Origin of the sequence: Bacillus sp. OTU2372, from assembly GCF_038440275.1 — a bacterium.
In the GTDB taxonomy this organism is placed as follows: domain Bacteria; phylum Bacillota; class Bacilli; order Bacillales; family Cytobacillaceae; genus Neobacillus; species Neobacillus bataviensis_B.
Genome location: NZ_JASATK010000020.1, coordinates 19,832 through 36,879, shown reverse-complemented (window position 1 = coordinate 36,879; position 17,048 = coordinate 19,832). Strand labels below are relative to the sequence as shown.

At 38.0% G+C, this 17,048-nt stretch carries 16 protein-coding genes, 1 pseudogene and 2 riboswitches; of the genes and pseudogenes, 7 read left to right on the top strand and 10 right to left on the bottom strand.

All coding sequences use genetic code 11. The annotated features are described in order from the left end of the window. Window positions 1-45 precede the first annotated feature (45 nt). On the bottom strand, window positions 46-429 hold the full coding sequence (locus tag AAHB15_RS23185; RefSeq protein ID WP_335573749.1) for a (2Fe-2S) ferredoxin domain-containing protein: 384 nt from the start codon (window positions 427-429) through the stop codon (window positions 46-48). A 127-nt stretch (window positions 430-556) separates the two neighbouring features. Further along, window positions 557-740: riboswitch (cobalamin riboswitch) on the bottom strand. Between the two features lie 177 nt (window positions 741-917). Beyond that, window positions 918-1,104, bottom strand: a riboswitch (cobalamin riboswitch). A 286-nt stretch (window positions 1,105-1,390) separates the two neighbouring features. Here AAHB15_RS23185 and AAHB15_RS23180 point away from each other — a divergent pair. Then, a complete protein-coding gene (locus tag AAHB15_RS23180; protein ID WP_342043465.1) occupies window positions 1,391-2,206 on the top strand; it encodes an alpha/beta fold hydrolase in 816 nt (271 codons plus the stop codon). Then, the gene (locus tag AAHB15_RS23175; protein ID WP_342043463.1) at window positions 2,182-2,685 is read left to right on the top strand and encodes a phosphatase PAP2 family protein; all 504 of its coding nucleotides are present in this window, start codon (window positions 2,182-2,184) and stop codon (window positions 2,683-2,685) included. Before AAHB15_RS23180 ends, AAHB15_RS23175 begins: the two co-directional genes overlap by 25 nt. 501 nt (window positions 2,686-3,186) lie before the next feature. Here the strand turns inward: AAHB15_RS23175 and AAHB15_RS23170 are convergent. Then, a complete protein-coding gene (locus tag AAHB15_RS23170) occupies window positions 3,187-4,122 on the bottom strand; it encodes a VCBS repeat-containing protein (protein WP_335573746.1) in 936 nt (311 codons plus the stop codon). A gap of 367 nt (window positions 4,123-4,489) precedes the next feature. Next, complete coding sequence (locus AAHB15_RS23165; RefSeq protein WP_335573745.1) at window positions 4,490-5,080, bottom strand: molybdopterin-dependent oxidoreductase; 591 nt, start codon at window positions 5,078-5,080, stop codon at window positions 4,490-4,492. A 213-nt stretch (window positions 5,081-5,293) separates the two neighbouring features. On the opposite strand from AAHB15_RS23165, the gene AAHB15_RS23160 reads away from it, so the two are divergent. The 3 genes from AAHB15_RS23160 to AAHB15_RS23150 all read left to right on the top strand — a co-directional run bounded on the left by AAHB15_RS23160 (window position 5,294) and on the right by AAHB15_RS23150 (window position 8,419). Next, entirely contained in the window at window positions 5,294-5,536 is a 243-nt protein-coding gene (locus AAHB15_RS23160) for a hypothetical protein (protein WP_335573744.1), read from the top strand. Window positions 5,537-5,657: 121 nt separating this feature from the next. Beyond that, entirely contained in the window at window positions 5,658-7,256 is a 1,599-nt protein-coding gene (locus AAHB15_RS23155) for a spore germination protein (protein ID WP_335573743.1), read from the top strand. Continuing rightward, entirely contained in the window at window positions 7,253-8,419 is a 1,167-nt protein-coding gene (locus tag AAHB15_RS23150) for a Ger(x)C family spore germination protein (protein WP_342043460.1), read from the top strand. Before AAHB15_RS23155 ends, AAHB15_RS23150 begins: the two co-directional genes overlap by 4 nt. Before the next feature lie 96 nt (window positions 8,420-8,515). On the opposite strand, the gene AAHB15_RS23145 is transcribed toward AAHB15_RS23150, so the two are convergent. Beyond that, entirely contained in the window at window positions 8,516-9,649 is a 1,134-nt protein-coding gene (locus tag AAHB15_RS23145) for a GerAB/ArcD/ProY family transporter (protein WP_335573741.1), read from the bottom strand. 334 nt (window positions 9,650-9,983) lie between these two features. Continuing rightward, complete coding sequence (locus AAHB15_RS23140) at window positions 9,984-10,415, bottom strand: MarR family winged helix-turn-helix transcriptional regulator (protein WP_342043458.1); 432 nt, start codon at window positions 10,413-10,415, stop codon at window positions 9,984-9,986. A gap of 44 nt (window positions 10,416-10,459) precedes the next feature. Here AAHB15_RS23140 and AAHB15_RS23135 point away from each other — a divergent pair, with 44 nt between their 5' ends. After that, window positions 10,460-11,104 carry an MFS transporter gene (locus AAHB15_RS23135; protein WP_335573739.1) on the top strand — a complete coding sequence of 215 codons (645 nt, stop codon included), beginning with the start codon at window positions 10,460-10,462 and terminating at the stop codon, window positions 11,102-11,104. Between the two features lie 41 nt (window positions 11,105-11,145). Here AAHB15_RS23135 and AAHB15_RS23130 read toward each other — a convergent pair whose 3' ends face one another. The 4 genes and pseudogenes from AAHB15_RS23130 to AAHB15_RS23115 form a co-directional block, all read right to left on the bottom strand. Further along, complete coding sequence (locus AAHB15_RS23130) at window positions 11,146-11,535, bottom strand: gamma-glutamylcyclotransferase family protein (RefSeq protein WP_335573738.1); 390 nt, start codon at window positions 11,533-11,535, stop codon at window positions 11,146-11,148. Between the two features lie 86 nt (window positions 11,536-11,621). After that, window positions 11,622-12,231: pseudogene (locus AAHB15_RS23125) on the bottom strand (transglutaminase-like domain-containing protein). A 369-nt stretch (window positions 12,232-12,600) separates the two neighbouring features. Continuing rightward, window positions 12,601-13,362: an SDR family NAD(P)-dependent oxidoreductase gene (locus AAHB15_RS23120; RefSeq protein WP_335573737.1), complete on the bottom strand. Its 762-nt coding sequence runs from the start codon at window positions 13,360-13,362 to the stop codon at window positions 12,601-12,603. 117 nt (window positions 13,363-13,479) lie between these two features. Then, the gene (locus tag AAHB15_RS23115; RefSeq protein WP_335573736.1) at window positions 13,480-14,064 is read right to left on the bottom strand and encodes a general stress protein; all 585 of its coding nucleotides are present in this window, start codon (window positions 14,062-14,064) and stop codon (window positions 13,480-13,482) included. Window positions 14,065-14,365: 301 nt separating this feature from the next. Between AAHB15_RS23115 and AAHB15_RS23110 the strand changes: the two genes are divergently transcribed. Continuing rightward, window positions 14,366-14,914, top strand: coding sequence for a hypothetical protein (locus tag AAHB15_RS23110; RefSeq protein WP_335573735.1), 549 nt, complete (start codon window positions 14,366-14,368; stop codon window positions 14,912-14,914). 22 nt (window positions 14,915-14,936) lie between these two features. Here AAHB15_RS23110 and AAHB15_RS23105 read toward each other — a convergent pair whose 3' ends face one another. Next, window positions 14,937-16,982 (bottom strand): molybdopterin-containing oxidoreductase family protein, encoded by a 2,046-nt coding sequence (locus AAHB15_RS23105; protein ID WP_335573734.1) that lies wholly within the window; start codon window positions 16,980-16,982, stop codon window positions 14,937-14,939. Between the last annotated feature and the right edge of the window lie 66 nt (window positions 16,983-17,048).

Genomic DNA, 17,048 nt, shown 5'->3' with positions numbered 1-17,048 from the left:
GCCACCTTCCAAAATTTCAAACTTGAATCCAGCTACTATCCGCTGTTACATCTTTTCTTTAACCGCTTTTTGTACTCCTTCGATGCATTCCGAGCCTTCTGGCTGTATGAATCCTGCTTCGGAATATTGATAGATCGCATGCTCCTGAAGGCAATGACCTTCCGCCAGATGACGCTTTACAATTGTAGTTCCCACTTCCGGGGTTACGTTTTTATACCAAGTCCCTGACGGATAGACGATGGCAACGGGTGCATCCTTACATCTCCCATTGCATCTTGTTCTTGTTGTATGTATGAGTGAATCTAAGTTTAAATTGGTGATTTCGTTCCGAATCGCTTGTGTCGCTTCCTCCCCACCCTTTCTCATACAGCTGCTGCCGTTGCAAATGAAAACATGGTGTTTCGTCCCTTGTAAATTCCAAGTAGTCATGTCACACTCTCCTTTTCGTTTTTTACGTAAAAAAAGCACCCCTATGGACATAGGGGTGCAGAATATATACACACAAAAAATAGCGATATATGTTCAGCACTTCTACCTATGTTCCCGTAGGTTGATTGAAGCTTTTTAGGTATAGGCAGGTCTCCTGACTTAGGTTCATCATTCCATTGCGTCTTCCCGAATTCCTTCAGTGACATTTGCAATGAACTCCCCATACAGTGGCGGGTACCGTGACGGATTTAAACCGTACTTCCCAAATTATGCACATATTTTTAATGCGCACCTATCCTAATGTATTCAATTGTTAAAAAGGCTTGTTTCTTCTAAAGCTAAACTATGAGAATTAAAAATGATTTAGAATCATCAAAACGAAAAAATCCGTTCAACATTAGTTGAACGGATAAAACGTCAGCACAAAGAAAGTTAATAAACAATCCTTTTTGTCCAGACGTTCCATCTTCTCAACCCCCGAAGAAATCGAAACTTTAAAAGCTAAGACAGGTCTCCTGACTTGTGTATCTTCCTACTTTAGACCCTTCCCGTATCGTCCGTAAATACGTCTCAGTGGTTTGTCTATTTCGTCCACACTCACAGTTGCGGGGACAGTTCTGGTATTGCACCAGATTCCCTATTAAGCCCTAAGGCATCTTAACTAATTGTTAACAAAATCATATGTAATTTTAAGAGATAATAATTATACTAGTCTAACAAATAGAATATATCAAGTGCTTTTTTAATTCCCTTATTTTATAATCCATGTTGTTTACCTCCGAGGATCGATCTTGTCTGGCTTTTTTTAATAAGAATATTATTATACCTATTAAAAATGATGACACAATTTTAAAGTTCTAAAAAAGCTAGGGAGACCAAACGCCTTTTTTGTATGATTCAACAAAATGAACCAAATAATAAATGAAAGCAAATCAAGGTATTATTAATTTGAGGTGATATCATGCCAGTCCTCGAAGTTGATGAGAGTACCCTTTACTACACTGTTAAAGGTAAAGGGATTCCAATCATATTTATTCATCCGCCCGTTCTAACTTCAATAAATTTCATATACCAGTTAGAAGAACTATCTCGTTATTTTCAGGTTATCACCTTTGATATACGAGGACATGGAAGGAGTCCTTTTTCAAGAAAACCTGTTACTTATCCACTAATCGTTGAGGATATAAAAAAACTAATGGACCATTTAGAAATTAAGCAGGCCTTTTTATGTGGATATTCAGCAGGGGCATCCATCCTATTGGAATTTTTGTTATCAACATCAAAAGGGCGTGCTCTAGGTGGAATCATTATTAGTGGAATGCCTGAGGTAAGTGACTGGCGTCTAAAAAACAGAATACGCCTTGCTAAAAACCTGGCAAAGATTGGGGCATTGCCTACTTTAGCTCGGTCAGTATCCAATAGCAATTCAAATACAAAAGAGTTGTTCGACAAGATGTTTCTAGAAGCTAAAAAAGGTGATGTTAGAAACATCTCGCAATACTATGATTACATTTTGAACTATAACATTTCCGATCAACTAGAGAACATTACTATGCCAATTTCCCTCATTTATGGTGGAAAAGATAAAACATTTTATCATTATGCACAACAACTACATACGAAACTCCCTCAAAATGAAATAACCTTTGTTGAAGGCATTAAACATCAAGTCCCAACAAAAGCAGCAAGTAAATTGAATCAAGTTATTTATCAATTTATCCAAAACCTTCCAGAAAACAGAGGTGAATACGATTGGATGTTAAACTATTTCATTTAATAAATTTGCTTTCCGGACGTCATTTAATAATAGATAAATTAATGATACTTATTTCCAAAAAGATGAAATTTGTTTTCTTTATTATTTTATTGATTTTGCTTTTTAAAAAAAGGAATGTAACTATTGAAGCAGTAGTGTCTATCATGATTTCGTTATTCTTGCATTTTATAATTAAGCTATTTTATTTTAAGCCCCGCCCATTTTTCAAAGGGAGAGTAGGTATACTTACCCCTTCTAAATTTGATTCGTCCTTTCCAAGTAAACATACTCTACTAACTTTCGCCGTTTCAACAATAGTCCAGTTTAATCAACGCATCCTTGGATCTATTATGTTGGGGTTATCTTTTTTAACGGGATTGTCACGAATTTGGCTAGGACATCATTATCCTTCTGACATTGCAGGAAGTGCTGTATTAGGCTCTTTTACAAGTGCGATTATTCATAAATTACTCAAAGGAAATGGCAATGAAAGCACTTAAGAAAATTGCACTGACTATGAGGTATTATGATTTTTCATTGAAAAATGTTGACAAACGATTAGCTGGTTTAGTTCAATAAAAAAAGTTGATTGCCTTTTGTATTAGTAATCACCTCCTGTCTTTTCTATTCAATAAAGTCTATTTTATTTTGCCGACACCATTCAATCGCAATTTGTTTAAAAAACTCGTCTCGGTATGAATACCATTAGTCTTCCATTCCACAATCTATAATTTTGTCCATAAATCTTCTAAAGGCACCCTTTCCCTTAATTGCCCTGGATAAGGTTTCCTCTTTTCGTTGATCTCATACAGTTAGGCAAAAGTTTCCCATTATCTGAAATTCATTTACATCCTATTTAGTAGGTAAATCTATATAACTTTCAAAGTTTTCAACTACATCGATACCACCCTAGCTAATTTTGGATTAACAATTATTCCATTAGGCCTCTTATGTTACGTAAAAAAATTTTGGTTCATTTCTTTTATTAAAAGATCCCATTGTTACATCTCCCCACCAAAGGTGGCCACCGTTTGTCTGTCAAGACCAAACTCATCATGGCCATTCCATTTGAATACAGTTTGTACATATCCCAGACTGTCCGCATTATACCTGCCAGCTATCCTTTGATATGCTTCGAGTTCATAGATATCGTCCCTGTTAAAATCAATCGGGTATAAACCAGACAAAGGATTCACCCACCCATTAATAGGAGCCTTTAAAATTCCTTGGGGGTTATAGATTTCCGATAAATATTCTTTCCCCTTATAAGTAAGGTCAAGAATATACTTTTCTCTGAGATGATAACTGATTACCTTTGCTTTGTATTGATTTTCATATGTCACATCGTACTTATAGGAATCATTGAATGCATCTGAATCAAAAATCTGCCTTATTTGACCGTTCATATTAGAAAAGATATACGCATAAATTGTGCCGGCACTTCCTCCGGTATCGATGACCACTAAAATATCATCGCCTTTTTTGCCTGTAAAATTCCCCAGAAACAGGGTTGGATTGTATCCAGAGTTATTTATAAAATGGATGTATTCATAATGATGTGTTCTCCCATTTTGGATTACCAAAGTGATATCTTTCCAAAATGGACTATCAGGGGTTTTATTGGCAGTAAGAAAGACATTATCCTTTATCCCATCTCCGTCAATATCACCCCTTTTTACTGTTACGATGGATGGACTATTAGTATTTATCTGTCTTGAATCAGCAGATTGCAGTCCCGCCCGTATTTCAAAAAGTTTATGCTTTGAAGGATAAGGATTGGGAAAAGACAAAGCCAGATCAATTGTTTGCAGTGCTTCATTTGTTAATCCAGCTCTTGCTTGCGTTTTAGCCAAACAGTACCAATAATAGGGATGATTCGTCTCACGTATTTTTGTGTAATAGTGTTGGAGCTCTTTATTAAAATCATTGGTGTCCATCTGCAACCCACCTGTCTTATTATTCTCCATATAGATTTATGTACGAATCCACAGGAGCATTCCAAGGTCCGTTTTCCATGAGTTAAAGTCTCGTAGGTTCCATCTTTTTCCCATAAAAAAAGCAGGTAAATGAACTATTATCAGCCATTACCTGCTTTTTTCGTGAAGTCCCTCTAGAGAGGATGTTATTTAGTTTCTTTAGATGGATTGGAATCAAAACTCTAACTACATAGTTTCATAGTTTGTATAGAAGAGTAACAGCTAACTAATTTTAAAAAACTAGTGCGTTAATCCAGGAAGGATTAACGCATCTAATACAAACTTAAATTATACTACGGGGATAAGGAGTATTTTAGGTGATTTGGTGCTAACGGTACCGTTCTTCTTTAAATGGATTGGCTGTCATCGAATAGCCAAACTCTTCCCAAAAACCTGCCTCATCTTCCTTCATAAACTCAATCCCTGACACCCATTTGGAGCCTTTCCAAAGATAAAATGTTTCTGGCGGAATAAACCTTAGTGGATAACCATGTTTGGGTTCAATATCCTGCCAATCATGGTGTTGATCCTTCCAACGGTAGACAAACAAAGAATCGTCCCCTAGTAAAGGCTCGAGCGGCAAGTTGGCAGAATAACCAAATCTATCCCCATTATAGTAACCGTAAATTTTAATGTATTTAACCTCTTCATCGATTTCTACAAATTTTAATAACTCTCTAAGGGCAATGCCTTCAAAAGTGGTATCAAACTTAGACCAGGTTGTAACACAATGCATGTTAACGGTTGAGATGGTCTTTGGAAGCCCCATGATTTCTTTATATGATAAGACCTTTTCTTCCTTTACCTCACCAAAAAGCCTGAAATTCCAATAGGTCTTATTAAACACGGGGATATCCCCTTTGTGCAGTATGGGCCATTTTTCTGTTTCAAATTGGCCGGGTGGAAGCTGCTTTTCCATCATACACCATCCTTTTTTCCTCATTAAATCACAGTGTTTCGTATAGTATACTACAAAATAAATCAAGAAAACCAAGTTAGTGTCCTGCGCTAGATCAAATGAAAAAGGGTTCCGTCTCCACTTGAAGACAGTACCCTTTTCACTTTCAATCCTTAAAATTCTCTGTTGTTGCCTAAGTTCGTAGTTGATTCAAAGAAGTGTCCGGAGTATTGTATGGAACATTTGATCTTATGGTTCCGTCTGTATCGTTTTGGTTTACACTGGTATCAACTCGTTGTCCTTCTCCTAGTCGGTTTTGTCGGCATTCCGCCACAACAAGGAATTTACCCTCTTTTACATAACCTTGGTAACGGTCAGCCTCTTCTTCAGGAATTCCTAATCCATATCGTCCTCTTTATAATTTCCTCTAACTATCAAAACTATCTGTCTAATGTGATTGATAAATTGCAACGCTAATTTATTTTGCTTCGTTATAGGTAATTTCTTAAACGGTTCAAGTGTGGCAAAAGGAATGATTTCTATCCGTTTACAAATAATAACAGAATCGAATTCATTAAAAACTGAAAGAGGAAACTAAATGCGAAGTTTATTTCAATCATTAAAGAAAATCATTCCTCAAAATCTATCCTCTAAACCCAATAAACAGGTTGTTACTACTGACGAATATATTGATAAACACTTGGCAGAAAACCTTTCTTTATTAAAAAATATTTTTAGAAAAACGGATGATATCCTATATAGAGAGTTTGAGTTTTTGAACCAAAAGACGTATAAGGTTTTCATTTGTTATTTAGATGGATTAGTGAATGATGATTATATAAATTTACATATTTTAAAGCCGTTAATGGAACCCAATTTTTCAACTCAACACTTTGATCAAAGCAGTTTACTTACCATTACAAAAAATAGGATTCTTCACACGGCAGATATCCAAGAGCTAAAAAAGATAGATCAAGTTATTGACAGTGTTTTAACCGGAAAAACCGTTCTTTTTATAGATGGATTTGATTCGGCACTCGCCATGAGTACACAAGGTTTTGAAACAAGGAATGTAACCGAGCCAGATACTGAATCAAGTGTACGAGGATCTCGCGAAGGTTTTAATGAAGTGTTAAAGGTCAATACTGCGTTAATTCGCAGAAAAATTAACAACCCCCGATTAAAGTTTGAAAATATAAAGCTTGGCAAACAAACCAAAACGAATATTCGTATGGGCTACATCGAAGGGATTGCCAATGAAAAGGTTGTGGAAGAGGTACGTACTCGGCTGCAGCATATCAATGTGGATTCCATATTGGAATCAGGATATGTGGAACAATTTATCGAAGACAGCCCTTTTTCGATTTTTCCAACTGTTGGAAATAGCGAGAAACCTGATAAAGTTGCTTCAAAATTGCTGGAAGGAAGAGTGGCAATACTCTGTGATGGTACACCATTTGTCTTGACCGTTCCCTTTCTATTTGTAGAGGGATTACAAGTCGGAGAGGATTACTACTCCCGGCCTTATTTATCCTCCTTAATTCGATTACTAAGATTATTAGCTCTATTCATTGCTGTTGCGGCCACGCCCTTTTATATCGCCCTTACCACCTATCATCAAGAGATGGTTCCGTCACTCTTGCTGGCAACAATGGCTGCTGGGGAAGAGCGTGTCCCTTTCCCTATCTTTATTGAAACATTGTTAATGGAAATCGTCTTTCAACTTCTGAGAGAGGCAGGAGTAAGGATGCCCAGGCCTGTGGGTTCTGCGATCAGCATTGTTGGTGCCTTAGTCATTGGAGAAGGAGCCGTTCAAGCAGGTTTGGTCAGCTCGGCTATGGTGATCGGTATTGCCATTACAGGGATTGCCGGGTTTGTGGTATCTGCATTTAATGATGCGATTATTTTATCGAGAATTCTTTTGCTGATATTAGCGGGTGCGTTGGGTTTATATGGAATATTAATGGGTTTTATGATGATCCTGGGCCATTTATGTTCTCTCAGGTCTTTTGGCACCCCCTATTTAACACCACAAGCGCCTATTATTTGGAGTGAATGGAAGGATTCGATTATTCGCCTGCCCATTTGGCTTTTTAATTCTCGGCCGCAATCCATCACTCAGGAAAATTCTAAAAGATCAGGATTTGGCAACAAACCTAGTATTCCCAATAAGGATGAAAGAGAGGGTCAGTCGTGAAAAAGGCGGTTATCTGTTGTACTTGCTTATTGCTATTGACAGGTTGCTGGGACCGGACTGAATTAAAGCAGCTGGGAATCGTAATGGGTATTGCCGTTGATAGAGATCCGGAATCCGGGGAATTTATTGTTTCCACTCAAATGTTAAGACCCGAGGCACTAAGTACACAATCACCCAGTACCGAAAGACCCGTTGAAAAAGTAGTTACAACGGGAAAGACCATCTTTGAAGCCATAAGGAAATCCAATTTAGAATTCGACCGTAAAGGATTTTATGCCCACAATAAAGTCATTCTAATCGGTGAAGACTTGGCTAAAGAAGGTCTGTTGCCAGTTCTTGACTTTTTTCAGCGCGGGAAAGAAATCCGGGGCTATGTGTTCGTATGTATAGCAAAGAATGCACAAGCAAGAGAAATTTTGGAATCAGATACAGGGGGAATCGAACCCATCCCTGCATTACGATTAAAAGATATGATTGAAGATACGAAATTTCAGTTAAAAGCAACTAAAATCAATCTGCTTAATTTTTATAAAGAGTCGATCGGAAGCGGAATTGAACCCGTAGTTGGGGTATTAGAATTTGAAAAAGACAAATTTTCAAAAAAACATGTAAAATTGTCCGGCGGTGCTGTTTTTAATAAGGATAAATTAATTGGCTTTTTAAATGAACGTCAAACAATCGGCTATCGATGGTGCAAAAGTGAAGTAGAATCGGGAGCGGTATCCATCCCCTCCCCTGTAAATGAAGAGCGATATGAATCGGTTGAAGTGAAAAAAGCCGATACAACCATAAAACCAACGGTAAAAGGAAATGACATCTCTTTTACCATTAACGTTGAAGGTGAAGGGGTTATCACCGAACAGGAAGTTATGACATCACTTGAAGACAATACAAGAAAACTTGAACATATGAAGAAGACAGAAGAAAAAATGAACAAGCAAATTGAAAAATATATCAAATTAGCTATAGAAAAATCGCAAAAAGAATTCCATTCTGATATTTTTGGTTTTGGAAGGGCTTTAAACAAAGAAGAACCAAAGGTATGGAATCAAGTAAAAAACGATTGGAATGAGCGGTTTTCTGAAGTCCCCTATACGGTCAATGTTCATTTTAAAATTAACTCTACCGGATTAATGCGCGGACCATTCCAAGCCAAAAATTAACGCTTAAACATTAACGTGAATAGATGGAAAGCAATCAACAGGAGACAGATTAAAATAAACATGGAACTTCCGAATAATATGAAGTTACTTATTAGATCAGCTTTCCTGATTAATTGAAGGATTACCATCATTCTTTCTCCTCTTTTTTGCGATGTTTACTTTTTTCTTTAGAAAAATAACAATAAATAAGAAAATGCTTAAAAGGTTGATCATGGTCATTACATACGTGTGAACTTCAGAACCAAGCCACCGGTGATAGGCCATATTTTCAAATCGCATATTATTGTAAATCGGGAAGATCAGCCCTAAAACAAGAATCACCCGTCTTATATTTTTGATATTAAAAATCCAGATAATAGCAAGGACACCGCCGTAAAAATGCAAACTCATTTTATAAAAGCCGCCGATAAACATGATTAAAACGGCTAATAAGTCTAAATTCGTGAAGAAGTCAGCGATGTTAATAGAAAGAATCGTTTGCAATAATGGAACTTCAGTATTTGCTGTAAGATCTGGCCCCAAAATAGCAAGCATGATAATGAGTGAAAAAATGATTAGGACTGTTGAAAACGTCACAGCCAAATAGGTAATTTTCCGTATGCCTTCCTGCTTATTAACAAAATGCCAAAACATAATAAAAACGACAAGCTCGCCAAAAGGGAATAACACAACGTCGAGTAAGGTTTTCCCTAAAAGCGGTTTCATTCCATTGCCTAAAATAGGCAGTAATGCATTGATTTCAAATTGCCCCGAAAACATGGTAAAAATATAAATAGTAACCAGAAAAATAATAAAGACTGGCAATAAAATTTCACCTGTTCTTGCTAATACTTCAAAGCCTAACGATAGGATATAGATCGATACCAGCATAAAAAAATAAAGAATAACAAGAAGAGGTGTCATCGGGAGTGCCGTCATTTTAATCAGTGCCCCAAATTCATAAAAATTGTAGCTAGCACCGTCCAAAAAATAGACTGCATAAATAATCAACAAAGGAATGGCTAATTTTCTTCCTACTGCCTGATTAAGAATTTCTGAAAAATTTTGATTAGGACAAGTTCTTGGTATTTGTGTAAATACCCATATCAGGCCTGTTCCGATAAAGAAAGCTAGTATAACCACCAGCCAAGCATCCTGTTTAGCACCGATTCCAAGTGCAAAAAGGGTTGTGCTTCCCACTTCAAATAACATAATGAGCATAAATAATTGAATTTGGGTGATTTGAATCATTCTTTTATTGCCACCTCGAGTTTTGATAAGAAATGATTCTAATAAGGAAATATAATAGAGCATTCAATAAACTATTTTAGACAAAGAGTTTTTTGATTAAACATAGCTTGCGGACCGTTCTCTTAAATATTTGGGGTGGCATGTAAAAAAATAAAAGCCCCATGGAAAGGGGCTTGAAATGAATAAGAATAAGCGGATATCGTTTATGTACTGCGTGGCTTCCCAGTTAGAACACTGTTTTTTTAATTGCACTGTATGTTCGATGAAAAGAAACGAATAACTAACTAAATAAAGAGATGGAATAAAAATGGGTTTACCTATTAACTTGATAACATTACTCCTCTTTCAAATGCTCAACGAGACGGCTAAGTAAATCGTATAAAACCACTATTTCTTGATCAGTATAAATATGATAAGTCTCGGCATTAAAATCATTTCGTAAAGATTTCAATTGCTCATAAACACGGATTCCTTCCTCTGCTATCTTCACCCGAGTTCTTCTTTTATCTTCAGGGTCTTGAAATAGAGTAACTAAATTGGATTGCTGCAGGCGATTGATCATCCCGGTCATATTTTGTTTCGTTACAAGCATTTCTTCTTTTAGTTCACCAATGGATATTTCTCCTCTATTAATGATTGTTCTAAGAATCACCCATTGCTGTATGCTATTAAGTCCGACATCAGCAACCATCTTTGCTCCGTATCTGCTTAAGAGGTTGGAGCTCCTAAAGATATTTAACGTAATGTTTGTTTTTATTTCTTCCATACAAACCTCCGCATCTATAGATTATTGACTATCTTTATTTACCTATGTGGATTCAAACGATTCTTGGACACAGTACGACAAGCTCAGGGCTGACACTCATGCCAATGTCGATTGCCTGGCCTTTGGGTGCCACTTTTGCCGGTCGTTATATGTATAAAATTGGCTCTAAGTTAACGGCCATTCTTGGTGCTGTTTTAATTGCTTTCGGTGGAACATGGCTGCTGGCTGTGGAACTTGACTCACCGTATTGGTATTTTGTAGGGATTATGATTGTCTTTGGTCTTGGGATGGGCTACGCGACAACTCCAACAACCGTTCTTGTTCAATCAGCGGTTGGCTGGCAAATGCGTGGAGCGGCAACCGCATCAAATACCTTTACTAGGTCCATTGGCCAAACGGTTGGGGTTGCTGTCTTTGGAACGATTTTTAACAACTCACTGATTACTTTTGGAAAAGAACATGAAGCCGGAGGATGGAGCGGTGGAGGCAATATTAGTGATGTTTTAAGTTCAGAAACCATTAATAAGCTGCCTGCAAGTGTCCTTAAGGTGATCCATGAGGGTCTCGCCCCATGGGATGCATCTTGTGTTTATTCTTGTGTTTTTTATTGGGGTCGCAAACCTCATCGCAACTTTCTTCCTTCCATCACACAAGAAGGTAATAGAGCATCAAAAGCAAGTCCAGCATAAATCGTTAAGCCGCCAATTTGGCGGCTTTCTTAATACTCTAACTAGGATCTGTAAAGCTTCCAATCACCTGATTCGATATGATTTTTCAACAGTGATTCCTGATGTCCAGCAATAAAATATAGATAGGCTTCTATTTTATCAGTATCATAAAAAACAACTTGTTTCTTGCGGTTGTATAAGTTATTTCTATCATTTGGACGGTAATCTTCCAATTCATCTAGCCTATACAGCTGTTCTTCGGATACAAGATATATTTCACCATAGACTCTATCGTTCATTGATTCCTTCAATGCTGGGTAACCGAGGCCTGTATCAAAAAGACGTCCACTCGTCCACGCCTTCCGGGCGATTAGTGTAGCCTCCTTAAGTAAATAGTGATTACTTTCATTTTTTCTTAATGTTCCATACACAAAGACATAAATGTTGTTCATCCAACTTTCCTCCTATTGTTCAATTCCAGCATTTTTATTTGACGTAAAATTCTTTGCAGGTTTCAATGGTCGCCGAAAGACCTCGCTTATGACAAAATATCGGGTAGATGGTGCTTGTACATTTCTAATGCATTTATATTACTTTGTAAAGTAGTGATTGTTTTAGGATTTGGTGTAGAAAAAATAGTCGGATAATCTATTTCATCGAACTTTTCTTGAATTGAAAATGCTAAAATTTCTTCATCTATAGAAAATTCGGCTTGGACTCCAGGTTTATTTCCACGGGCATCTAAGCGAATCCATCGGTTAAGTGAACTAAGGAAAACTCCATTTAGCGTATGTAGTGAATAACCTTTATCTGGTGTATCGAATATCATAAGACGTTGATAACAAAAACCCGTCGGTATTCCCTCCGACCTTAATAAAGCAGCAAATAAATTTGATTTTGCGTAACATATACCCTCTTTGTATTTAAGTACCTGAAGCTTTACAAGTAACTATTGTACTTTGAATGTCCCATGAATGAGATATTGTATCTCTTACAAATTCGAAGGCAGTCCTCACTTTTTCAATTTCTGTCTGTCCATCATGAAACATTTCAGCAACCGCTTCTTTAATTAAAGGATGCGAAAAATCGACTTCATCTAATTCTTTTAAATAATCTTTTAAGTCGGCTGATTCCACAATCAGTTCCAATTAACACCACTCCATATTATTTTTTACATAATTATACATTCGTTTATATTAATATACAACATTAGTATGTAACCATTCTTTAACTAAACTTACTAATATAATTATAGACAACATAATTTCTTTAAGAGTAATTCAATTGGCTCCTAAATTTTTATCTAATAATGAAGTTACCGGTTACTTGAGGAAAACCTATTTTATCTATGCCGTGGCTTTTATTTTTTAGGGCCTACTTCTCGAAAATACAGTACATATCTGCCTTTATATATCATTAAGTTCTCCAAATAAGTTCAAAAAACAGAAAGAAAATAAAGAACTGACTCAAAAGCGTCGTCATTTATCGACCTTTTGAGTCAGCCTCATCCATTCATCTTAAAAATTCATTTTCGACTGTCCGCCATCCACATTGATACTCGCACCTACAATCCATGATGCTTTTACGGAGGCTAGAAACATCGCCACATTGGCGATTTCCTCTGGTGTGCCGAATCGGCCAGCTGGAATTTCCTTTTTCACGAATTCTTTAATACCTTCCGGATCTGCTTCGATGCGTTTTTGCCAGTTGGCCGTTTCATGCAAGATGCTTCCGGGCGCGATGCTGTTTACCCTAATTCCATATGGGATTACCTCATCTGCCAACGACTTCGTAAAACTGATTAGTGCGGATTTGGCATTATTATAAGTAACTTTCCCTCCGCTTTCCCTTCCATAAATAGACGTAATATTGATAATTGAACCCGATCGCTGCTTTTTCATATGCTCCACAGCCAACTTGCTTAAATGGACTGCTGAAAAATAATTCAGCTCCATTGCCTGATAAAACATATCCATTTCCGTTTCAGATGCTTTCCCGCCATTGCTCCCGCCAGCATTATTAATTAGGATGTCAATCGTTCCGTATTGTTCTATAACCGATTGAAACATTCTTCCACGTTCGTCTGCATTGGTGATATCCGCTTGGAAAATAGAAACGCTGCCCCCTAGCTCTTGTTTTGCCATTTCTAAAGTTTCCAGCTCTCGGGCTGTTATCGAAACATTGGCTCCCTCCGCCACAAACGCTTTTAGGATGGCTTTGCCAATTCCCTTTGAGCCGCCAGTTATCAGTACATTTTTCCCATTCAATTGCAAGTCCATTTTAAAAGCTCCTTTTCATGTAAACTATTATCATTTTAGCGTCTTTATAGAAAAAAATAAAAGACGAAAAAGGGTACCGTCTCCACTTGAAGACAGTACCCTTTTCACTTTCAATTATTAAAATCCTCTGTTGTTGTGTAAGTTCGCAGTTTGATTCAAAGAAGTGACCGGAGTATTGTATGGCTCATTTGATCTAACGGTTACGTCTGTATCGTTTTGGTTTACACTGGTTTCAACTCGTTGTCCTTCTCCTAAACGGTTTTGTCGGCGTTCCGCCACAACAAGGAATTTCCCCTCTTTTACATAGCCTTCGTAACGGTCAGCCTCTTCTTCAGGAATTCCTAATCCAATTAAAACTCCTGCCAAACCACCTACTCCTGCTCCGGCAGCCGCCCCAGTCAAGGTAGCGGCTATTGGTCCAGCCGCTACAATAGGTCCGATACCTGGTATAGCCAGGGCACCTACGCCAGCAAGGAGTCCTAATATCCCGCCAAGTGCACCGCCTGTTGCAGCTCCAGTAAGAGCGCTTTTTTCAGTTGTCGTACCAGTAGTATCATTAATGTCTTTTACAGCGTCTTTGTTTTTCCCGATAACTGAAATATCTTCGGAAGCATAACCCTGTCGTTTTAAATCTTCCACCGCCTGAATTACCTCTTGTTCAGTATCGTAAACTCCCACCAAATGTTTTTCATGTTCATACATTGAAATTCCTCCTTTGATTGGTAGTCCTTATTATAGCTACCCGCTCTTGGGAGGAATGAAACATTTATTCTTAATGCCCATCGGATTTGTCGTTACACACCTTAAAATCCAGACAATGGATTATCCTTATTTGGATAGCACTTTTAAATTAATTCTAAAAATGAATAAGGTATCCAGCATTATACTTTTACTGCAAATATTTTCTAGTTAACGTTGTTTTTTCTCGGGGTACATAAATAACGGTCTCAACGAACTCAAACGAAATGACAGGTTCTATATCGAATATTTTAGGGGGATAATCATGTTTGGATTCGCTGATATTATAAAATTTCTAATCTCTTTTTTCGTGATCCTGCCTATCGTTACGATTATCCATCTAAGCGGACATATTTTTTTCGTTACGATTTTCGGAGCTTCAGAGAAAAAAATCGTAATCGGATCCGGAACAAAGGTATTTTCCTTTTGGAATATTGAGATAAGAAGATACTACTTCTGGAATGGGGCCTGCGAGTTTAAATCGTTAAGGCATGATAACCGTGTCACGAACACCTTCATTTACCTTGGTGGGGCTTTATTCAACCTGGCAGGTATTTGTCTGGTACATGTCCTCATTTCTAAAGGAATTCTAGAAAAATCAGTTTTTTGGTATCAGTTTATCTATTTCTCCTTTTATATGCTGTTTTTCTCATTATTTCCTATGTATTTTTCAGATGGATCGCCCAGTGACGGGAAGGCGGCCGTACTCACATTGAAGAACCAACATGAAAAGAAAATAAGTGACGATATTCAATTCATGAAAATGGAGGAGCAAAATAAACCAGATGAACGATTCAAGAATGATAATAAGTAATATCTATGGGTGGTTTTTGGTGTCAGGCACCAGTTAATTTTTCGACGGTAACTCTCCCTGAAAAAAAAGTGGCTCCTCCGCCCATGTCTGCGATACGGTCTGGAGTAAGAGAGTTGACCAGTTGTTTTGTTCCTTTATCTGCTCCCCAAAGACCTTGAGTTACTGCCACGCCTGGAAGGACGCTGTCACCAACCCTCGCTTTAAGGATACATTCTCCTTGTTCGTTCCAAACTCGGACCTGTTCTCCATTTTGGACTCCCAATTTTTCAGCATCGTAAAGATTTAAAACCACTTGAGGCTCTTTTTCAAGTCCCACATGTATTGACTGGTTCGAAAATGTCGAATTTAAAAAGCTATGGTTTGGCCCCGCTATAAATTGAAAAGGGTGATCAGATTCATTTTTTAAAGGTACATAGGTTGGTAATGGAGGATAGCCGTCCTGTTTCATCTTTTCTGAATATAGTTCAATTTTTCCACTCGGTGTTGGGAGCCTGTCAGGAAATTTCGCTTTTGCCTTAAGATAATGATGTTCCCTTAAAGATTCGTAAGTTATTTCTTTCATATAAGGATTCATTGGATTCCCTAGTGATTGCCCAATCAATTCTGCTTCTGTCTCATCAAAAGCCGATTCAGTGAAGCCCATTCCTTTAGCCAGTAATCGGAACACCTCCACATTTGACTTTGCGTCCTCGAATGGTTCAATTACAGGCTGTTGAAGCTGAATATAATGATGCCAATACGATGTATAAAAATCGGTGTTTTCAAAGGAAGATGTGGCTGGTAGAACAATGTCTGCGTAGCTTGCCGTTTCTGTTAAAAATAAATCATGGACGACAGTAAATAAGTCTTCTCGTTTCAATCCTCTTCGAACCTTATTGCCAGCTGGCGCAACAACGGCTGGATTACTCCCATATACATAGAGCGATTTTACTGGGGGATCTAAAGTGAGCAGGGCTTCTCCCAGCAGGTTCATATTAATCCCGCGCGTTTTTTTATTTTTTAACAAATCTGGCCGCTGCAAAATAGCAGTATTGTGCGCCAGGTAAGCGGAATTTCCCTTGATAGCCCCTCCTCCTTTTACTAACCACTGTCCTGTTAAAGCAGGGAGGCAGGAAATCGTTCTCACAAACACACCGCCATTGTCGTGGTGCTGCGGGCCATTTCCAATCCGAATAAAGGCAGGGGAAGTTTCTCCATACATCCTTGCCAGTTGAACAATATCCTCTACCGGAATGCCGGTAATGCCTGATACGGTAGCAGGGTCATACTGCACAACATGTTCACGCAACTGCTCATGACCGACTGTATATTGCTCCAGAAATGCGGAATCCACCATGTTCTCGGAAAATAAAATATGCATCATTCCTAAAGCCAGAGCGGTATCAGTCCCTGGTAAAATAGGAATAAACCAGTCTGCCAATCTAGCAGTTTGATTTTTATGGACATCAATAACAATGATTTTAGAGCCATTTTGTTTCCGGGCTTTTTGGGCAAGAGCTACTTGGTGCATGTTGGTACTTACAGCATTAATACCCCAAAAAATAAACAGCTTGGTGTGGATTGTATCCTCTGGATCTGTTCCGAAACTTGCGCCCATTGTATATTTATAACCAACTGCACCGGCTGAGTTACAGATACTCCTGTCCAGCTGAGAGGATCCCAAACGATTGAAGAAGCGGCGGTCCATCCCTTCAGCACTAAGGTTTCCCATATTTCCATAAAAGCTGTAGGGCAGAATACTTTCGGCACCCTCGCTTTGTAGCAGTTCCTTCCAGCGAGTGGTAATCGTTTCAACAGCTTCCTCCCAGCTTATTCGAACAAACTTCCCTTCTCCTTTTGGACCAATGCGCTTCATTGGATATTTTAACCGTTTTTCATCATAGATTCGTTCCGTCATATTACGAACCTTGTTGCAAATAAAACCCTTAGTGACTGGATGATTTGGGTCACCCTCTACCTTAATAATTTTTCCGTTCTTTTTATGAAGGAGCAACCCGCATTGATCCGGGCAATCTAGTGAACAAACCGAAGGGAAAATACCATTTGGGCTATTAACAAAAGAGGTCATTGTCGGTCTCCTTTCCATTGGTGTCAGGCACCATTTTGTTAGATTTTACATTAATTCTATTATATA